Genomic DNA, 16,721 nt, shown 5'->3' with positions numbered 1-16,721 from the left:
AGGATGATATGTGGTATTGCCCCTTGTCGCAAAGATAAAAAACTAATGAGAATTCTGGTCTTTTTGAATTAGATCCGGTTTCTGTAAAAGTGAAATCACGCTTTATGTATCACCTGCATCACCCCAGTTGCTTTCCAGGTGCCAGGCTCAACTTAACTTAGGAAAACTATGTCTCCGCGGTCGTGGAAGATCTGGAAATCTACATTAACCTGGACGAACTGGTCGACAAGGAAAAAGAAATTGCCCGACTGGAAGCCGATCTGGTCGACGCCATCGTGGCCCTGCCGGACAAACTTTTCTATTCCACCGGGATTCCCGTTTCGCTGTGGATATTAAACCGCAATAAGGCCGATAACCCCGGCTTTCGCAGCCGCTACCATGAGGTGCTCTTTATCGATGCCCGTCAGCTGGGCGAAATGATCGACCGCCGCCACAAGGTGCTCACCGCTGCTGAGATGGCTAAAATCGCCGAAACCTATCACCAGTGGCACAAAAAAGGTGGGGCCTATAACGGTGTCAAGGGCTTTAGCAAAGCCGCCAAACTGGCCGAAATTAAGGAACATGAATATGTCCTGACCCCGGGCCGCTATGTGGGGATTGAAGACGCCATTGATGACGGCATCCCCTTTGAGGAAAAAATGGAAAACCTGACTGCCGAACTGGCCGAACTCTTTGCCAAATCCCGGCACCTGGAGGATGAGATCCGGAAGAATCTGGGGGGGATTGGGTATGAGTTTTAGGGAGACCGAAGTAGGCCTAATTCCGGTCTATTGGAAGGTAGATACGATGGAGAATGCTCTCGAAGAAATAATCGATTACCGAGGGAAAACTCCAGAAAAATCAGAAGCAGGTATTAAGACACTAAGTGCAAAGTCAGTTAAAGATGGCTATATTGACTATTCAAAAGCTTATTTTATCTCTAAAGAAACCTATGAAAAGTTTATGGTTAGAGGTTTTCCGAAAAAGGTTTTGTGCATCCTTAACGCAAAACTTCAGGAAACTTTTCGTTTTTCTGACTGTTTTTCTGAGATATGCAGAATGCATCTAGTAGGTGAAATACGTGCAAAGATAAAATTATGGACTTGCTTAATTCAGTCGTTCAGAACTGCTTGGTAATTATAGATGGTAAGGTGATAGAATGTTTGAATATGCTTTGAGAAAAAGTTATGAAGAAATGATAGCTGTGATACGAATTGCAGAAGAAGATTTAAATAATGAAGAGCTAAAAAAAGAAGTAAACTTTCGTGTTGTTAATTTTCTGCATTGTCTGTTTGACTATTACGAACGTCTCGAAAAAAATGAGGAAATACTAATTGATTGTAATGACAAACAATTTTTCAGTGGGCTGAGATATGCTAATAATAAACTAAAGCACGATCCGTCTGTTTTAAAAGTTTACCAGAGAACGGGAGGCTTTTCATTTCCAATCGAGTTTCCGTTAATTATAGAGAAAATTACATTTAATTGGGATGCTATAACAGAAGATGAAAATCCGAGAAATCAAAAGCAATATCAAAATTATATTGCTCATATTCATGGAAAAGAAATTATTAGGATTTCAAAGGATGCCTTAGAGCGGTTAAAAAAATCTGAGGGATAAGTGACCGTCAACACAAAGGGACGGAGGTTTTGTGCACTTTAAAACAAGTTCCACTGGATGGTGTCAGACATGATCAATAATCCAGTCAAGCAGTTGCCGATCATCAATGTGTCCAGCGGCCAGACCGATACCCAACTGGATCAGTTCATCATCTGTACAATCAGGCAGAAAGCCGTTCATTTCCAGAAATGTCAGCATAACCAGAATGCCGATTCGTTTATTGCCATCGATAAATGCATGGTTATTAATCAGCGAAAACCCCAGTCGTGCGGCTTTCGCGGGAACCGTTTTGTACAAATCTTCGCCCCCGAAACTCTGAAAGGGTGCATTTAGCGCAGAATCCAGTAACCCTTCATCCCGGAGGCCATCACTGCCCCCGGTTTCGTTAATCAGCATGGTGTGAAGGCGCAGCACCTGCTGACAGGACAACCGTTTCATTTGGCCAATTCCTCAAAGGCGGCCTGATGTTTTTTTAGAATTCGTTTGGCAATGGCGTCAACGGCGTCATCGACAAGTGCGGACTCTTCCTGAAACTGGCTGAACTCAATCAGAACATAGCGGGGGGTATTGTTTTTTAGAATGAAAGCAGCGCCGTTTTCATCCACAAGACGGGCAACCTTCGAAAAATTCTGGTTGGCTTCGGTAATGGAAACCAAATTTTTGGTATTAATTTGCATGTTATTACCTCCTGGTTCGTTTCCATTGTACTACAATTCTAGGATAAATAAAACCTAAAAATAAATCTATAAAGGCACACTTAATTTAAGAACACCGTATGGAACACCTTATGTACCTGACACCAGTTTATATAAGCATCATTTTACATCAAAATTTCAGGAGGACATATGACCTTATTTAGCAAAAGAATAGAAGAACTGATTATTGAGAGTGGTGAAACCGTTGCGTCTCTGGCCGCAATTGGCGGCATCAACCGCACCACCCTGCAACGGATTAAATCCGGCGAGCGCCTGCCGACCCCGGAGTTTTTCTGCAATCTGAGCCGGGCTTTGCGGCTTTCCCCGATTGAACAGGATGAACTCGCCCAACTGCTGGAAATCGCCCGGGTCGGGGAGACAGTCTCTTACAGTCGTCGCCAGATTTTTGATCTGATTGAAATGATTTCTGAACTCACCGAATATAAGATTCCCTTCTCAAAAGAGATCGATCTGAAAGTCAGCCCACTCGACAATAAGCAGTCTGCCGAGCCGCTTGAGGTCTACTCCGATCCAATGGCGGTTTTAAATCTGATTGAAAACAGCATCGATCAGGAACTTTTTTCCGCCACCCAACCAGAGCTGAAACTGTGCATTCCCCATACCGAAAGCAAGGTGTACGACTACATTTTCCAACAGATGATGGGCAACAAGAAAAAACTGAACCTTGCGGATGTGTTGGGGTTCCGTCAACAGTCAGCGACCGACGAACCGGGGCAGGCGGTGGCGGCCCTTCGTCACTTGATCGCCCTGTCGCTACTGGAAAATATCAACTACCGTTCCTGTTACTATTATTTTTCACCAGAAACTTCAGTCAGTATGCCAGTAACAGCCCTGTTTCCGTATTTTATCCTGACTTCCGATCGGGTCATTACCATTTCAACTGATTTCAGTCAGGCGGTATTATATCAGGATGCGGCCATTTTTGATCTGTATCGCACCGAGTTTGAGCGCCTGGTTGCCAGATCCCAGACCTTTATTGAAGAAAGCACTGATTTGTTTGAGGTCTATACCATGGAACAGATCCGCCAGTTAAAGCATGTGGTCGAGCCCTTGCCCTGTTTTGCCTACTACATTGACCGGGAACTGCTGGAAGCAAATATGAATAAGGATTTTCCCTATTATCAAACGCTGCTAGAGATGGCAGTCAATCATTATGGCAATATTCAACGGGAAAACCCAAACATCATCAATGTGTTTTCGTTAAAAAACCTTGAACAGTTTATGAAAGATGGACGCTTGAACTTCCCAGATGAAGTCTATAATGTTGTCAAACCCGCTGATCGCTTATACCTGCTCAGGTTGGTTCGGGATGATTTGGCCAACAATCGCCGCTCCTATTATGCCATCGATGAGGAGCAGATCTTTATGAATGGCTCCACCGAATTTTCCAATGAGCAGAATCTGATTCGTGTGATTCTGCACTACCGCAAAGATAATCAGCTGGTTTTTAAAGCCTTTGAGATTTATGAGCCCAGCGTAGTTGCCGCCTTTGATGACTTTTTTACCAGTCTAATAAAAAGCAAATATATATTACCAAAGGAGCAAACCCTGGCCGAACTCGATCGATTAATGCAGATATGTGATGTATAAACAGCCTTTGCACATGGATTTCCGGCAATAAAACCACCCAGCGGTCAAAATTAACGGTTCCAACCTCACTTAACTTCGCCCAGACAATGATTTAACCAGGCACATGCGCAATGAAAAATATTTTTAGTTAAAAGATCGGAGCGCACGGGATAGATATCAATAAAATATTAATGTGAATGAACTGTCAGGCCATTTGCTGTTGAATACTGAACAAATTATTCCTGTTAAAGATGTCAGTAAATGTGTATAATTAACCCTAATAAAGCTTATGGGGAACCGTGCCTGATACCATCGGATAGCGTAATAAAAGGCCGCCGCCCTCAAGCGATTCAATTTGTTACCGATGCGTTTCGAAAAATGATCATAAAAAGGGGAAAAGAAGATGTCACAAATTAAAAAACACCTAACTGGGAAATTAGCAGTGCTGCTGACCCTGATGCTGCTGTCGGTATTCGTTTTTTCCGGTTGCAGCGCCCTTGATGGCCAGAATAAACCGGATTTTGAAGGGTATACCTGGATCGAAGTCGATGGTGGCGACCTGTCGGGCCAGCGGCTGCCCAATGTGGTGGTAGATATTGGTTTTGGCGATCGTGAGTATTATGCTTTTACCAATGAATATGGCCAATTGGTCAAGGTGACGGCAAAAGAAATTATTTTACAGGATGATGAAAAGGAACCGGTTTTGGACACGGGCCGTTATTATCCCGATGAGGCCAAAGTACCTGGTACGGAAAGTCCCACCCTGGATGAGGGCCATGTCATTGCCGATTCTCTTGGCGGGGTGTCCAATGCGTATAACATCACCCCCCAGGACAGTACCCTGAACCGGGACGGGAATCAGGCCTACATGGAAAAGGTCATTCGTGACGCTGGTGGCTGCAGTGATTTTACTGCAGTGATCACCTATCCATCAACCACCACCCAGATCCCCAGTCATTATAGTTATACCTATACCTTAAAGGGGTCTGTCATCAACGATGAATTTGACAATGTCAATCCCGATGACGTCAATCAGGGACTGGGCCTCACGTCGCAAAATGGGGGAGCCGGTAGCGGCGTCAGCATTAGCGCCCGTGATAAAAAGGCCGAATACATCGTCATTAAAAATGACGGTACCAATCCGGTTGACCTAACCGGCTGGAAAATCGTATCCGTTACCGGGAACCAGACCTTTACCTTTCCGGCCTTTAGTTTAGCCGCTGGTGCCGCGGTGAAGGTTGGCGATTCTGCCACCAATTCCGGTATCGATTTTCATTGGCTCGATGGCGGCGGGACCTGGAGCAACAGCAAAAGTGACCCGGCGGAGTTATATGACAACACCGGTAAACTGGTGGATCGTTACGATGATTAATCATTACCTATTAATCATAACGCGAAAGGAGAATAACCAATGAACATCATCACCATCTCAGCCGGTTCCAATTGTTATCTCATCTCTCAGGGGGAACACCACCTGATGATTGACGCCGGTGCCCCGGGAATGGGGGCTAAGATTGAAAAAACCATGGCCCAACACCAGATTGCCATGGAACAAATCCGTTATCTGGTGCTGACCCATGGCCATAGCGATCATATCGGCAGTGCGGCTTTCTTTCAGAAAAAATATGGCATCCCCATTGTCATCCATCAAAACGACATCAATATGATTGATAATCCCTTTTCACAACAAATGCAGGCCACCCATCCCATCGGCAAAATGATTACATGGCTAGGGAAGGGTACCATGAAGCGAAATCCGCCCCAAAGCTTCACGCCGGATCTGATCATCACCGTGCCGGAAACCAACCGGCTGGGTTTTGGCGAAACCATCCATCCACTGCCGGGACATACCCGGGGCTCCATGGTGATTACCTTTCCCAGCGGTGAATTATTTGTCGGGGACATCCTGATGCATATGCTAAGCCCCCAACCGGCATATTTATGGGAGGATCACGCCGCCTTGCAAAAGAGTATTCAGGCGGTGCAGCAGCTGCCAGCAAAAACCATTTACTACGGACATGGCCGACCGACACCGGCAAGTAAAATAGGGCAGTAGCAATCGCCCGCAGAACATTTCCCGATAACGAAGCGCTTTTTGCCAGAACAATAAACAAGGGAATAAATATTTTCAGAATTAAAAGAACGGAGCAGATGTGACCGATAAAAATAAAAAACCAATGCGAAAGGACTACCAGGCCATTTTTACAAAAGCCTATGCTCTGATGGATGAAGCGATCATCGCCGGTAATTGTGGAGAATGTTGTGGCTATCATTGTTGCCGCCGACGTGATGACGACGAGAAACGACTGGGTATGTATTTATTACCGCTGGAATATGAATACATACAAGCGGCAGTCGCAACCGACTACGAGCTGCACAGCCAGAAGCACTACAAGATGCCCCCTAAAATTAAAAAAATGTATTATATCTATTGCCATCTGGAGAGTGGTTGCCTGCGGGATCATCGGCCCATTCAATGCCGGACCTATCCCTTTGAACCTCATCTCGAAAATGGGGTCTTCTCACTGGTAATAGAAAAAGAGCAGATTCATGGCTGTCCACTGATAACACGCCGCTCCGAGTGGCGTCCGGCCTTTATTGATGGCATTTATAATGGCTGGCTGGAACTGCTAAAGATCCCCATCATTACCTATCACATTGAATATTTTTCTAAAGAGCGCAGCGCCGCTGGTAACATTATGATAAACTATCCATAACGCTAAAACAAAAGGAGAACATTATGAACCTATCATGGGTAACCCTTACCGTCAAAAATATGGACGAATCCTTAAACTTTTATACCGAAGTGCTGGGTCTGACACTGCTGGATCGCCGACCGGCTGGCCCCCAGATGGAGCTGGCCTTTTTAGGCGACGGCGAAACCAAGCTGGAGCTGGTCTGTAACCAGGCCGTCACCAGCTTTGATATGGGCCAGAGCATTTCTTTGGGCTTTTCGGTGGCGTCAGTTGATCAAAGTATGGCGACGCTAACGGAAAAAGGCATTGCCATTCACAGTGGCCCGTTTCAGCCTGCCCCGTACATCCGCTTTTTCTTTATCCTCGATCCCAATGGTCTGAAAATCCAGCTGATCGAACACCTCGCCTGAAAACTAAGAACATGAAACTTAAAAATCACCCATCCCAACATCATCGCCAAAGACTGGCAACAGCAGAAAGAAACAGGGACAGATGAAAGAAACGGTCTTAATCATTAATATCGCCACCCTGATGGTGACTTTGTTTTTAGTATATGTCAGTTACCGGCATCGTCGGGACAAGGGTGGGCTACCCTTTTTGTGTACGATGGTGCTGCTGTTGTCCTGGGTGGCCGGTTCCACCATTGAATTGTTTGCTCAAAGCTATGAGACCAAGGTATTCTGGCGGAATTTTATTCAAATCGGGATGGCCTTCATCCCTATTGCCAATCTCTGGTTTGTCATTGAATATACTGAAAACAAAAACAAATACCTCAAATATACGGTGTGGCTGGCAGCAGCAATCAGCCTGACCGGAATTGTTTTGACCTTCACCAATCCACTGCATCATCTGATCCGCAAAACCGTGGAGATGGTTGAAGTAAACGGTCACTGGAGCCTGTATGTGGAGCCGGCATTCTGGGGCAATATGTTTGTGCTCTTGCGTTTCGCCCTGATGTTGTTTTCGATCATTATTCTGATACTGTTTCAAATCCGTATTTTCAGAAGCGGTCAGAAGCAGGTTCTCTATATCCTGATCGGCTTTATTCTGGCCCTGACACTGTTACTGATCAAAAACTACCTGATGGTCGGAACCGCCGAAACTTTTCCGATGTCGGTGATCTTTTTGATTCCCAATCTGTTTATCGCCTATAGTGTCTATCGCCACGATTTTTTAAAGATTGCCCCCTTGGCCAAGGATTGGATCATCAATTCCCTGCCAGATGGGATCGTGGTTTTATCCGCCGCCGGGGAGATTGTGGAGGTGAACCCGTCAGCTGCTGCATTCTTCCAGCATTTTACCGAACCAGAAGCGGCCCAAAGCCCTCACAAAGCATCCGGCAACAAGCTCACAAACCGTGATTTCACCAAATACTCGGCCTTTCTTCACAGCCAATCATTATGGCAGGAGGGCTTAACGCAAAGAAAAAACGGCAGCGTTGAACTGGAGCTGGACACCCTTGATGGAGCCAAACACTACTACGAAATTGATCTGCATCACTTTATCAACGACCGGCACCATTATTCTGGCAGTGTCTCGGTGATCCGCAACGTAACCAGCTCCCGGCTCGAGCGACAGTCCCTGAAACGACAGGCCGAGATGGATCGGCATATTCAGGTGCTCAACAAACAGGCCTACATTGATTACGTCAATGCGTCAGTCGCCGACCCGGTTTCCTTATTGATTATCGATATTGATAAATTTAAGGCCGTCAATGACCAGTATGGCCATCCAGTTGGGGATGTTGTCCTCTTAAAAGTGGTGGATGCCATCAAGCAGTGTATCCGCAAAGACGATCTGGTCGGCCGGATTGGCGGAGATGAGTTCAGCCTGACCCTTTTGGGCTGTGGCAAAGAACAGACCCAGGCCATCATCCGGCAGATTCTTAAGCAGGTTCAAAAAGAAACCGCCGACGTGCTTCATGAAAGGGTCACCGTCAGCATCGGTGCTGTAACCGATCAGACCTTGCCGGGCCACCATTTTGAAACGCTGTATCAGAAGGCGGACGAGGCCTTATATTCGGCCAAAAAAGCCGGTGGTAATCAGGTGGTCTTTTATGAACACTAAAAAACGGCCTGATCCAATCAACCCTGCCGGACCGCCCCCTTGAACCCCCGTCTCAAAAACGGGGCCTTTCACTGGTGCCGAAGGCGGCCGCAACCAATGCGACAACATCAGATTCCCTTATACGAGTGCCTGCTGCCACGAATGCCGGATAATCGGCACCCTATTGATTGACAATCTCGCTGATTTTGGCATACAGGTCATTTTCGTCCTTCATCAGATGTCCCTGGGGAAAGATGGTTGTCATATAATGCTGGGCAAACGGAAAACAGCATGCTTCAAAGGGTTTCATCTGAGAATTGATGAAGCCAAAATCAAGTTGCCTGATCTCGATTTGATCGACTTCAATATGTTGGGCACACTTCATTTCCATCGGATCAAAGATGAGTCCGAAGGGATCATTGCCGTTGTTGTCAAGCTCTCCGGCATAATCAATTGATAAATTACCTTCAATCCATAAGCGCTGATTCAAAAAAACGCAATTATACTGATTGATATCAATGATCAAATCCATTCTGGTGGGGCTATCCTGACCTTCAATATCACAAATCAGCTTGCCATTATAGGTGGTTGTAAAAACCGATTTCTGTAAGGTGGAGGGGAGAAAACCTTGGCCCGGATCATAGTGAAAGGTATTGGATTCATAGTCACAGATCACCCAGGAAATTAAATTGGTCGTTTTGTTCCGGGCAATCACATACAGCTCATATCGCGAACCCCAAAAAACACTCGTATGAACATTAAAACATCCGATGATTGCGCAATGCTTTTTATCAGAGTGATCAAATATCGAAATCGGTACGAGCTCATAGTTATCGGGGATGTATTCTTTAACCTGTTCTGGAGTAATCTCATAGGCTAAAAACAAACTATAGGGTTCAACCACAAAGCCCATGTACTGATTATTTTTGGTATTTTGTTTGATAATAAAATTTTGGATGAATTTAGGTAGTTTCATCAGTTTTTGAGCGTTGTTAAAGGTCATCGCAATTCCATCCGGGGTAATCTTTTTTTCAGTTTCCTTGATAAACTCGATTATTTCATTATTCATAGCTAACCACCATTTTCACTTTGCAATTGCAAATATTTGATTTTAATTAATATTATTGACAACAAACGACGCTTTTTTCTACTTATTGGATTAAAATATATATTAAATAGAAATATTTGTCAATGGCTGAATATCAGCACTGTGGCCAGCGCATTTCCCTGGACTATTCCGTGGCTTGGGTCAATCAGACCAGTGCGGCCATACCGTTTTTGTAAATGATGTTAATCTTGATTTATTCATTGATCTTTACAATCAGAAGCGGTAAAATTACAACAATAATAAAAAAAAGAGTGATCATTAAGTGAATGATGAACCTGACGAGACGCATAGGATTAATTTTAACTTGCGCCCTAAACTAAAACCGTGTTTAGTTCGATTAAGTCTCTTATTCTACCATCGTAGACCTCGACGCAGTATTTTAAGTGCTGTTTTTTGTGGTCTTTTTTAGTATTATAAATTTGAAGAAAAATCATGTCTTTATAAACCGTTTTTCAGCTTATCTGAGAAACGGTTTTGTTATCGATCGAACCCCGTCTGGTGTTCACATATAATCGATCAATGCGAAGTGAATTAAGTTGAACAATGATTACTGTCAGTGCAATTTCGCAATTACCGATCACAAATAAAAATTGGAGGAATAAATGGAATCCCCTTATGACAAAAAAAGACAGTTTATCATCAATGCTGTCTACATTCTTTTAGTGGTGGCGATTGTGTATCTCATTTTTGAGTATGCAATTTCGTTACTAAGCCCTTTTATCCTGGCTTTCCTGATTGCATATCTGCTTAAAGGCCCGGCCAAAGCAATTTCTGAATGGACCCGGTTGCCAAACAAACTGGTATCGTTTGTTCTGGTTCTGGTGTTTTACGGTGGTGCCGGGATTCTGGTTGCCCTGGTGGGAGTTAAATTAATCTCAACCCTGACGCAAACCATCAGTGCCTTACCCGATATCTACGAGTATCAGCTCAGACCCTTTCTGCTGACCACTTTTGACGGGATAGAACAAACCGTCTTTCTGATTGATGCGGCCCTGGTTGATGTCCTCAATGCAGCATCGGAACAGCTGGTCAATTCCCTGGGGGATAATGTCACCAGTATCTCCTTGGCCTTTGTGGCCTTCTTATCAGACCTGGCCGGGTCGCTGCCGGCTTTTTTAATCAAAATGCTCTTGATGGTCATTGCCACCTTTTTCATGGCGGTTGATTACGAAATGCTGTCAGCCTTTGTTTTCCGGCAGTTTTCCGAGAAAGCCAATGAGATTTTCCAGACTATTAAAAATTACATCGTCAATACCCTCTTTGTGGTGATCCGGTCCTATGCCCTGATTATGTCAATTACCTTTGTTGAACTCTCCATTGGACTTTCAATTGTCGGGATTGACAACCCCATTCTGATTGCCTTTTTTATTGCCATCTTCGATATTTTACCCGTGCTGGGAACCGGTGGGATAATGATCCCCTGGTCGGTGATCACCCTGCTTCAGGGTAACTATCAGACGGCGCTGGGCTTGATCCTGGTTTATGTTTTTGTGACAGTCATCCGCAATATTTTAGAGCCTAAAATCGTCGGCGGTCAATTGGGCCTGCACCCGGTGGTGGCCTTAATGAGCATGTTTATCGGTGTTAATTTACTGGGGGTTCTGGGCCTGTTTGGTTTTCCCATTGCCCTGTCACTACTGAAACATTTAAATGATGTGGGAACGGTAAAGCTCTTCAAATAAAGCCCTTGGCCGCCAAAAAGAAAAATCACTCCAGCAGTTAAGGTTAAATGGTTTAGTCATTGGCATGCACCAACCTGGCGCAGCGACCCAAATATAGAAAACCACTAAGCACCGATCCTGGTTAATAACGATGCCGTAATTAAAACAAAGTCATGGATTAAAATCAATCCATGACTTTGTTTACGTTTTAACTCATTCATTATTATCTGGAATTGTTTCATTATCTGGCGATTTGTGTTCTTTTCTGATAGCTGCGAACCACACACGACAGGCTGAAACAAATCACAAAATAACCAACTGCCAACACCGCAAAGATCATAAAAACTTCAGGTGTCGTCGTATAGCGTCCCATAACCACAAATCCGCTGCGAGTATACTCGGGAATTGCAACAACCTGCAAGAAAGAGGTATCTTTAACAGTTGTAATGACCTGCGAAAGCAGGGAAGGCACAATACTTTTAAAACATTGGGGCAAAACGATGTAGATTAATGTTTGGATCAGCGTAAACCCCTGAGATGTAGCGGCTTCGAACTGGCCCTCGGCGATGGCGTTTAAACCGCCACGGACAATTTCTGCAATAACCGCTGAAGTGTATAAAGTCAAAGCTAATCCGCCACGAATGACAATGGTGCCATAGGGAATCATAAAGCAACACACCAGAATCCAGAGCAGTAAGGGTGTATTTCGAAACATTTCAATATAGAAGCCAGCCAATTTGCCCAAAAAGCGCTTTTCATACGTTCGCAGCAAAGCCAGTATGGTTCCAAAAATAATCGAGATAATAACAACCGATACTGAAATCGCTATGGTTAACGCCATGCCTTTGGCTAAGAATTCAACATTTGAAGGCGTAAATACATTTTTAAAAACGTCTAACATGTTACGGCCTCCTCACATGGATCATAGAGAGTACGGGTCGTGTCATTGCGTTTGAGACGTTCTTCATATTTTCTTGCCCAGGTTGCCAATGGGAAACAGAGCATAAAATACAAGAGACCGGCAAAAACATAAGATGGCCCATAATCAAGACTGGATGATGCCCATGAATCAGCCATATACATCAGATCAAAACCAGAAATCATCGCCAGAACGGAAGTGTTTTTAATCAGGTTGACGGCCTGATTGGTAAGCGGTGGCAGAATAATCTTAATTGTTTGGGGTAGAATAATATAGCGCATATACTGAATATAAGTAAAACCCTGGGACTTGGCCGCTTCGACTTGTCCCTCCGGAATGGAAGTAATTCCCGTTTTAACAACTTCGGAAACATAAGCACCATGATAAACCCCTATGCCTAGAACCCCAATTACAAACACACTTAGCCGCAGTCCCGCAATGGCCAGACCATTATACAAAAAGAAAACCTGAATAACCAGGGGAGTGTTTTGAAAGAACTCAACATAAATCCTTGCGATCCCACGCATTACTTTATTGTTTGAAGTTGAGATAACGCCAAAGATAATACCCAGAACAAGAGCAAGTATCAAGGCGAGGGCTGCGACCTCAATGGTTCGCAGAAACCCTTCGCCAAACATTTGCCATTCTCCAAACATCTTCTCCCAACGCCATAAGGCAAAAGGATTAGAACTATTCATTAATAATTAAGTCCCCATTTCGTGATCAGGCCTTCAATGGTGCCATCTTCTAACCATCCGTTGATATAGCCGTCAACTGCTTCAGTCAGAGCTATGTTATCAAGTTTTGAGGTAACACCATATTGTTGCGGTGAGAAGCGGTCTGGCAAGATCATGGTCGTATCGTCAACATAGCCACCAAGAATTGAACCATCGACACAGAAAGCATCAACGCGTCCAGAGTCTAAAGCTGCCTTGATCTCTGGATAAGTCGCATATTCTGAGAATGATACCGTAATCCCTTTTTCATCGGCAACTTTTTGAACAGCATCTTTGGAGGTCGCACTTTGAGCAACACCAATTACTTTGCCATTCATGTCAGCTAAACCTTTGAATCCGGCATCTTTTTTAACGAGCAGACCAACCGCATCTTCATAATACGGGGTCGAGAAGTTGTAAGTTAATTTTCGTTCGTCCGTAATCGTAAAGGTTGCAATAACAAGATCGACTTCGCCATTGTCAAGTAATGGACCACGGGTTTTAGCCGTTACCGGTGTTAATTCATAAGCATTTTCATCGCCGAGAATTGCTTTGGCCAACAGCTTGACAAGATCAATTTCAAACCCTTCGATTTCACCAGTAGTGGTGTTACGCAGCCCAAAGTTGGGAACGTCTTCTTTAACACCGACACGTAAAACACCGGCTTTAACAACTGCGTCCAAACTACCATCAGTGGTAGCATTGTCCTTTGAACCAGTTGACGACGAACAGGCTGCCAAGGTAAACACCAGGCATAAAACAAGCAGAGCAGAGAGTACCTTTTTCATAGTCATTTTCCTCCTAAATATAAAATATAATAACTAATATCGCTTGCGACATTAGAAATTAACGCAGAATCTTACTGAGAAAGAGTTTTGTTCGTTCCTCGGTTGGGTTTTCAAAGAAATGTTCCGGTTTTCCTTCTTCCACAATCCGGCCATCGTCCATAAAGATGACCCGATCGGCAACCACCCGGGCAAAACCCATTTCATGGGTAACCACTACCATGGTGATGTTTTCCTTTGATAACTTGATCATGACATCCAACACTTCCTGAACTGTTTCCGGATCCAGCGCTGATGTTGGTTCATCAAAAAGGATAATCTTTTTTTCAGTTGCCAGGGCTCTGGCAATAGCGACCCGCTGTTGTTGTCCCCCGGACAAGGTTGCCGGATAAGCATTTTCTTTTTCACTCAAGCCAACAATCGCCAAATATTTACGGGCTTTTTTGATGGCTTCTTCTTTGGACAGTTTTTGCAGTTTGATCGGTGCCAGGGTCAGATTTTCCAGCACGGTTTTATGGGGATACAAGTTAAAACTCTGAAATACCATCGCCGATGTTTGTCGCACCAGTTGAATTTTATTTTTTTGCGTAAGTTCTTCACCATCGATAAAAACATGCCCGGAAGTAGGTGCTTCCAGAAAGTTCATACAACGAACGGTGGTACTCTTGCCCGAACCTGACGGTCCGATAATTACTAATTTTTCACCCTCTGCAACCTCCAGATTAATATCTTTTAACACATGGTGTTCACCAAAATACTTATTCACATCTTGAAGTTTAATCAATTATTCTTCCTCCAAATCTAATGTCAATAGCCAAAAAAAGAACTTCCATAAAATATACGCACTGTGTTATAGTATATTTGAAGCTCCCTCGCTACATAAATTATTTTTAAATATAAAAAACCCTTTTACAATAATATTATGAAGAAGAGCTTTTGTCAAGCGTTTAAAAAGTTGCACTATTAAGAACGTCAATGCTCAAAAGAACTGAATATGCGATTCGGTTTTGGGTATAAAGGGGTATAATCAAATATAACTTAGAGTGAATACAACTTAGAGTGGAAAGAAGGCAGCAAAATGGGTGAGAAAATAACAACCGTTCAGTACAAAGGCAATTTAAATGAGGTTTATCGAGTCGCTGACAAGGGCGTCGGCAATGCTTATAACGAGTATGTTATTCGGACTAAAGACGATGATCCAGTTGAGCTGGCAAGAATTAAGTTTCAAAAAGGAGCCAGAAACGAACCCATATCGGAAGTCGGCGTCATTGATTCTGATTTGCTTGAGATTGTCAGAGATCGCTTAAAGCTATTCCAGGAAGGGGAGTTTGAGTGTACTGAGAATGCGATGGCCTTGGTACATATTGAGACAGCGATCATGTGGTTAAACCGTCGGGTGGAAGATCGGATCAAACGTGATGTCATCGGAACCCATAAGAAATAACTATACGCAACGACGACGAAGGTTGGCTATCGGGTTAAAACCCCAGTGGCCAACCTTTTGAATGTGTTGCTATAAAATTAATCAGGTTAATAGATTCAATACCGACGCATATAACTCCTGGGTATTTTCTTTCCAGCGATTACAGATGTCCAGCGCCAGTTTCAGGGTCGGGGCATTTAAGGCGATCTCCATTAAAACCATATTGTTTTCCTGAAGTTTTAGTTCCACCAGATAGTCGGTTTCGCCCAATTTCTGGTAGTTGGCAGTAATTTTTACTTCTTTAAAAATCTTGGCCCGGTTTTCCTTTAAGTAAAGATCAATCATCTCGGCAATATAAGTGGGGATTTTATCGTGAAAAACCGTCAGCGTATCCTTGCCCATGGGCGTTAAGCTCAATACTGATTTACCGTCATATTCCAGCGTTGAAAGAAAATCGTCCTTGATCAGATCGTCAATGTAGAGTTGGATATCAAAATAACCAATCTGCAGGTTTTCAATAATGATCAGAGCAATCTGCTCCCGGGTTAACGCGGTTTTGATTTTTTGTAGGACATAGAGTATGATTAATTTATCTTCAGCCTGTTGCGAAGAATTAAAGAGCATAAATATCACCACCTTTGTTTTGTAATGCTATTGTAACACATCAATGGGTGAATTTCCCTATTTCTGTGTAAAAAAGAGGAGAAAATGAAAAAAGAAATCTGCAGTCATCAGTCCGATGCCCTCAATCACACCATTAATCACCTGGGGCAGTCCCTGGGTGCCACGGCCGTCGGCTTTTCTGATCTGTCCATTCTACCGGAGCAAAAACGGATGGGCTTTAACCGGGCCATCACGATTCTTATCAAACTGTCCAATGGCATTTTAAATCAGATCGTGGAGGAGCCGACCCAAACCTATTTCAGCCATTACCGCAGTGTCAACCGTCTGCTCGATGATATCAGCCTGCGGCTGCTGCTCAGTCTGGAGGCCCTTGGTTATCCAAGCGTGGCGATTCCGGCGTCCCAGTCGGTGGCCGATCCTAATGATTCGTTTACCGGCGCCTTCTCCCATAAAACTGGTGCCGTGCTGGCGGGGCTGGGCTGGATCGGCCGCAGTGCCTTGTTTATCCACCAGCGCTACGGCCCCCGAGTACGGCTGTCCACTATCCTGACCAATGCTCCTTTTAATGTCGGCGACCCGGTGACCGAAAGCGGCTGTGGCAGCTGCCGGGTCTGTGTCACGGCCTGTCCGGCCCAGGCCATCGAAGGGCAGCTGTGGACCCCGGGGATGGCCCGTAACCAGCTTTACGATGCCTTTGCCTGCAGCCAGCAGATGAAGGAGGCCTATCAGCATATTGGCCGGGGAGCGGTCTGCGGCCTTTGCATGGTTCGCTGTCCCATCGGCCAATAATTGCGAAAAATTCTTAAAGAGGTTTTTTTTTCAGTGAAAGTATTATATAATAGGTAAGGAGAACTGCCG

The 16,721-nt window shown here is 44.3% G+C and carries 20 protein-coding genes; 12 read left to right on the top strand and 8 right to left on the bottom strand.

The genetic code is table 11. From position 1 onward, the window contains the following. The first annotated feature begins 182 nt into the window (after nucleotides 1-182). The 3 genes from B3F51_RS14630 to B3F51_RS14620 are packed head-to-tail and all read left to right on the top strand — an operon-like array spanning nucleotide 183 to nucleotide 1,600. Nucleotides 183-740: an N-6 DNA methylase gene (locus B3F51_RS14630; RefSeq protein WP_242871613.1), complete on the top strand. Its 558-nt coding sequence runs from the start codon at nucleotides 183-185 to the stop codon at nucleotides 738-740. Nucleotides 741-786: 46 nt separating this feature from the next. Continuing rightward, entirely contained in the window at nucleotides 787-1,116 is a 330-nt protein-coding gene (locus B3F51_RS14625) for a hypothetical protein (protein ID WP_175440937.1), read from the top strand. A 22-nt stretch (nucleotides 1,117-1,138) separates the two neighbouring features. After that, nucleotides 1,139-1,600: a hypothetical protein gene (locus B3F51_RS14620; RefSeq protein WP_070371382.1), complete on the top strand. Its 462-nt coding sequence runs from the start codon at nucleotides 1,139-1,141 to the stop codon at nucleotides 1,598-1,600. 63 nt (nucleotides 1,601-1,663) lie between these two features. Here the strand turns inward: B3F51_RS14620 and B3F51_RS14615 are convergent, their stop codons facing one another. Continuing rightward, entirely contained in the window at nucleotides 1,664-2,038 is a 375-nt protein-coding gene (locus B3F51_RS14615) for a type II toxin-antitoxin system death-on-curing family toxin (RefSeq protein WP_070371383.1), read from the bottom strand. Further along, a complete protein-coding gene (locus tag B3F51_RS14610) occupies nucleotides 2,035-2,277 on the bottom strand; it encodes a type II toxin-antitoxin system Phd/YefM family antitoxin (RefSeq protein WP_070371384.1) in 243 nt (80 codons plus the stop codon). The genes B3F51_RS14615 and B3F51_RS14610 overlap by 4 nt, the downstream gene beginning before the upstream one ends. A gap of 168 nt (nucleotides 2,278-2,445) precedes the next feature. Between B3F51_RS14610 and B3F51_RS14605 the strand changes: the two genes are divergently transcribed. The 6 genes from B3F51_RS14605 (at nucleotide 2,446) to B3F51_RS14580 (ending at nucleotide 8,648) form a co-directional block, all read left to right on the top strand. Further along, complete coding sequence (locus B3F51_RS14605; RefSeq protein ID WP_148637069.1) at nucleotides 2,446-3,906, top strand: helix-turn-helix domain-containing protein; 1,461 nt, start codon at nucleotides 2,446-2,448, stop codon at nucleotides 3,904-3,906. Nucleotides 3,907-4,288: 382 nt separating this feature from the next. Beyond that, nucleotides 4,289-5,257 carry a lamin tail domain-containing protein gene (locus tag B3F51_RS14600; RefSeq protein WP_286947826.1) on the top strand — a complete coding sequence of 323 codons (969 nt, stop codon included), beginning with the start codon at nucleotides 4,289-4,291 and terminating at the stop codon, nucleotides 5,255-5,257. Nucleotides 5,258-5,296: 39 nt separating this feature from the next. Beyond that, entirely contained in the window at nucleotides 5,297-5,941 is a 645-nt protein-coding gene (locus B3F51_RS14595; RefSeq protein ID WP_228879790.1) for an MBL fold metallo-hydrolase, read from the top strand. A 97-nt stretch (nucleotides 5,942-6,038) separates the two neighbouring features. Then, entirely contained in the window at nucleotides 6,039-6,602 is a 564-nt protein-coding gene (locus B3F51_RS14590) for a hypothetical protein (protein ID WP_286947823.1), read from the top strand. Nucleotides 6,603-6,625: 23 nt separating this feature from the next. Beyond that, nucleotides 6,626-6,991 carry a VOC family protein gene (locus B3F51_RS14585; protein WP_070371388.1) on the top strand — a complete coding sequence of 122 codons (366 nt, stop codon included), beginning with the start codon at nucleotides 6,626-6,628 and terminating at the stop codon, nucleotides 6,989-6,991. An 82-nt stretch (nucleotides 6,992-7,073) separates the two neighbouring features. Continuing rightward, the gene (locus B3F51_RS14580) at nucleotides 7,074-8,648 is read left to right on the top strand and encodes a histidine kinase N-terminal 7TM domain-containing diguanylate cyclase (RefSeq protein ID WP_286947822.1); all 1,575 of its coding nucleotides are present in this window, start codon (nucleotides 7,074-7,076) and stop codon (nucleotides 8,646-8,648) included. Between the two features lie 160 nt (nucleotides 8,649-8,808). Here B3F51_RS14580 and B3F51_RS14575 read toward each other — a convergent pair whose 3' ends face one another. Next, on the bottom strand, nucleotides 8,809-9,696 hold the full coding sequence (locus tag B3F51_RS14575) for a hypothetical protein (protein WP_148637061.1): 888 nt from the start codon (nucleotides 9,694-9,696) through the stop codon (nucleotides 8,809-8,811). A gap of 641 nt (nucleotides 9,697-10,337) precedes the next feature. On the opposite strand from B3F51_RS14575, the gene ytvI reads away from it, so the two are divergent. Then, nucleotides 10,338-11,417 carry a sporulation integral membrane protein YtvI gene (gene ytvI / locus B3F51_RS14570; RefSeq protein WP_070371392.1) on the top strand — a complete coding sequence of 360 codons (1,080 nt, stop codon included), beginning with the start codon at nucleotides 10,338-10,340 and terminating at the stop codon, nucleotides 11,415-11,417. A 220-nt stretch (nucleotides 11,418-11,637) separates the two neighbouring features. Here the strand turns inward: ytvI and B3F51_RS14565 are convergent, their stop codons facing one another. The 4 genes from B3F51_RS14565 to B3F51_RS14550 are packed head-to-tail and all read right to left on the bottom strand — an operon-like array spanning nucleotide 11,638 to nucleotide 14,600. After that, on the bottom strand, nucleotides 11,638-12,297 hold the full coding sequence (locus B3F51_RS14565; RefSeq protein WP_148637059.1) for an amino acid ABC transporter permease: 660 nt from the start codon (nucleotides 12,295-12,297) through the stop codon (nucleotides 11,638-11,640). Continuing rightward, on the bottom strand, nucleotides 12,291-13,013 hold the full coding sequence (locus B3F51_RS14560) for an amino acid ABC transporter permease (RefSeq protein ID WP_070371394.1): 723 nt from the start codon (nucleotides 13,011-13,013) through the stop codon (nucleotides 12,291-12,293). Before B3F51_RS14560 ends, B3F51_RS14565 begins: the two co-directional genes overlap by 7 nt. Next, nucleotides 13,013-13,825, bottom strand: coding sequence for a transporter substrate-binding domain-containing protein (locus B3F51_RS14555; protein ID WP_070371395.1), 813 nt, complete (start codon nucleotides 13,823-13,825; stop codon nucleotides 13,013-13,015). The genes B3F51_RS14560 and B3F51_RS14555 overlap by 1 nt, the downstream gene beginning before the upstream one ends. Nucleotides 13,826-13,877: 52 nt before the next feature. Beyond that, nucleotides 13,878-14,600 (bottom strand): amino acid ABC transporter ATP-binding protein, encoded by a 723-nt coding sequence (locus tag B3F51_RS14550; protein ID WP_070371396.1) that lies wholly within the window; start codon nucleotides 14,598-14,600, stop codon nucleotides 13,878-13,880. Nucleotides 14,601-14,894: 294 nt separating this feature from the next. Here B3F51_RS14550 and B3F51_RS14545 point away from each other — a divergent pair, with 294 nt between their 5' ends. Further along, nucleotides 14,895-15,260, top strand: a complete 366-nt coding sequence (locus B3F51_RS14545) for an ABC transporter ATPase (RefSeq protein ID WP_070371397.1) — start codon at nucleotides 14,895-14,897, stop codon at nucleotides 15,258-15,260. 81 nt (nucleotides 15,261-15,341) lie between these two features. On the opposite strand, the gene B3F51_RS14540 is transcribed toward B3F51_RS14545, so the two are convergent. Next, nucleotides 15,342-15,863: a DUF4364 family protein gene (locus tag B3F51_RS14540; RefSeq protein WP_070371398.1), complete on the bottom strand. Its 522-nt coding sequence runs from the start codon at nucleotides 15,861-15,863 to the stop codon at nucleotides 15,342-15,344. Between the two features lie 84 nt (nucleotides 15,864-15,947). Between B3F51_RS14540 and B3F51_RS14535 the strand changes: the two genes are divergently transcribed. Next, a complete protein-coding gene (locus B3F51_RS14535; protein WP_286947819.1) occupies nucleotides 15,948-16,652 on the top strand; it encodes a 4Fe-4S double cluster binding domain-containing protein in 705 nt (234 codons plus the stop codon). Nucleotides 16,653-16,721: the final 69 nt, after the last annotated feature.

Origin of the sequence: Acetobacterium sp. UBA5834 (assembly GCF_002435675.1) — a bacterium.
Classification (GTDB): domain Bacteria; phylum Bacillota; class Clostridia; order Eubacteriales; family Eubacteriaceae; genus Acetobacterium; species Acetobacterium wieringae.
The sequence above is the reverse complement of the archived record's forward strand: the minus strand, read 5'-3'. Positions and strand labels throughout refer to the sequence as shown.

Bases quoted from the DNA above. Each gene is read 5' to 3' on its own strand.
- B3F51_RS14625 (WP_175440937.1), top strand. From the start codon at position 787: ATGGAGAATGCTCTCGAAGAAATAATCGATTACCGAGGGAAAACTCCA.
- B3F51_RS14620 (WP_070371382.1), top strand. From the start codon at position 1,139: ATGTTTGAATATGCTTTGAGAAAAAGTTATGAAGAAATGATAGCTGTG.
- B3F51_RS14615 (WP_070371383.1), bottom strand. From the start codon at position 2,038: ATGAAACGGTTGTCCTGTCAGCAGGTGCTGCGCCTTCACACCATGCTG.
- B3F51_RS14610 (WP_070371384.1), bottom strand. From the start codon at position 2,277: ATGCAAATTAATACCAAAAATTTGGTTTCCATTACCGAAGCCAACCAG.
- B3F51_RS14605 (WP_148637069.1), top strand. From the start codon at position 2,446: ATGACCTTATTTAGCAAAAGAATAGAAGAACTGATTATTGAGAGTGGT.
- B3F51_RS14600 (WP_286947826.1), top strand. From the start codon at position 4,289: ATGTCACAAATTAAAAAACACCTAACTGGGAAATTAGCAGTGCTGCTG.
- B3F51_RS14595 (WP_228879790.1), top strand. From the start codon at position 5,297: ATGAACATCATCACCATCTCAGCCGGTTCCAATTGTTATCTCATCTCT.
- B3F51_RS14585 (WP_070371388.1), top strand. From the start codon at position 6,626: ATGAACCTATCATGGGTAACCCTTACCGTCAAAAATATGGACGAATCC.
- B3F51_RS14580 (WP_286947822.1), top strand. From the start codon at position 7,074: ATGAAAGAAACGGTCTTAATCATTAATATCGCCACCCTGATGGTGACT.
- B3F51_RS14575 (WP_148637061.1), bottom strand. From the start codon at position 9,696: ATGAATAATGAAATAATCGAGTTTATCAAGGAAACTGAAAAAAAGATT.
- ytvI (WP_070371392.1), top strand. From the start codon at position 10,338: ATGGAATCCCCTTATGACAAAAAAAGACAGTTTATCATCAATGCTGTC.
- B3F51_RS14565 (WP_148637059.1), bottom strand. From the start codon at position 12,297: ATGTTAGACGTTTTTAAAAATGTATTTACGCCTTCAAATGTTGAATTC.
- B3F51_RS14560 (WP_070371394.1), bottom strand. From the start codon at position 13,013: ATGAATAGTTCTAATCCTTTTGCCTTATGGCGTTGGGAGAAGATGTTT.
- B3F51_RS14555 (WP_070371395.1), bottom strand. From the start codon at position 13,825: ATGACTATGAAAAAGGTACTCTCTGCTCTGCTTGTTTTATGCCTGGTG.
- B3F51_RS14545 (WP_070371397.1), top strand. From the start codon at position 14,895: ATGGGTGAGAAAATAACAACCGTTCAGTACAAAGGCAATTTAAATGAG.
- B3F51_RS14540 (WP_070371398.1), bottom strand. From the start codon at position 15,863: ATGCTCTTTAATTCTTCGCAACAGGCTGAAGATAAATTAATCATACTC.
- B3F51_RS14535 (WP_286947819.1), top strand. From the start codon at position 15,948: ATGAAAAAAGAAATCTGCAGTCATCAGTCCGATGCCCTCAATCACACC.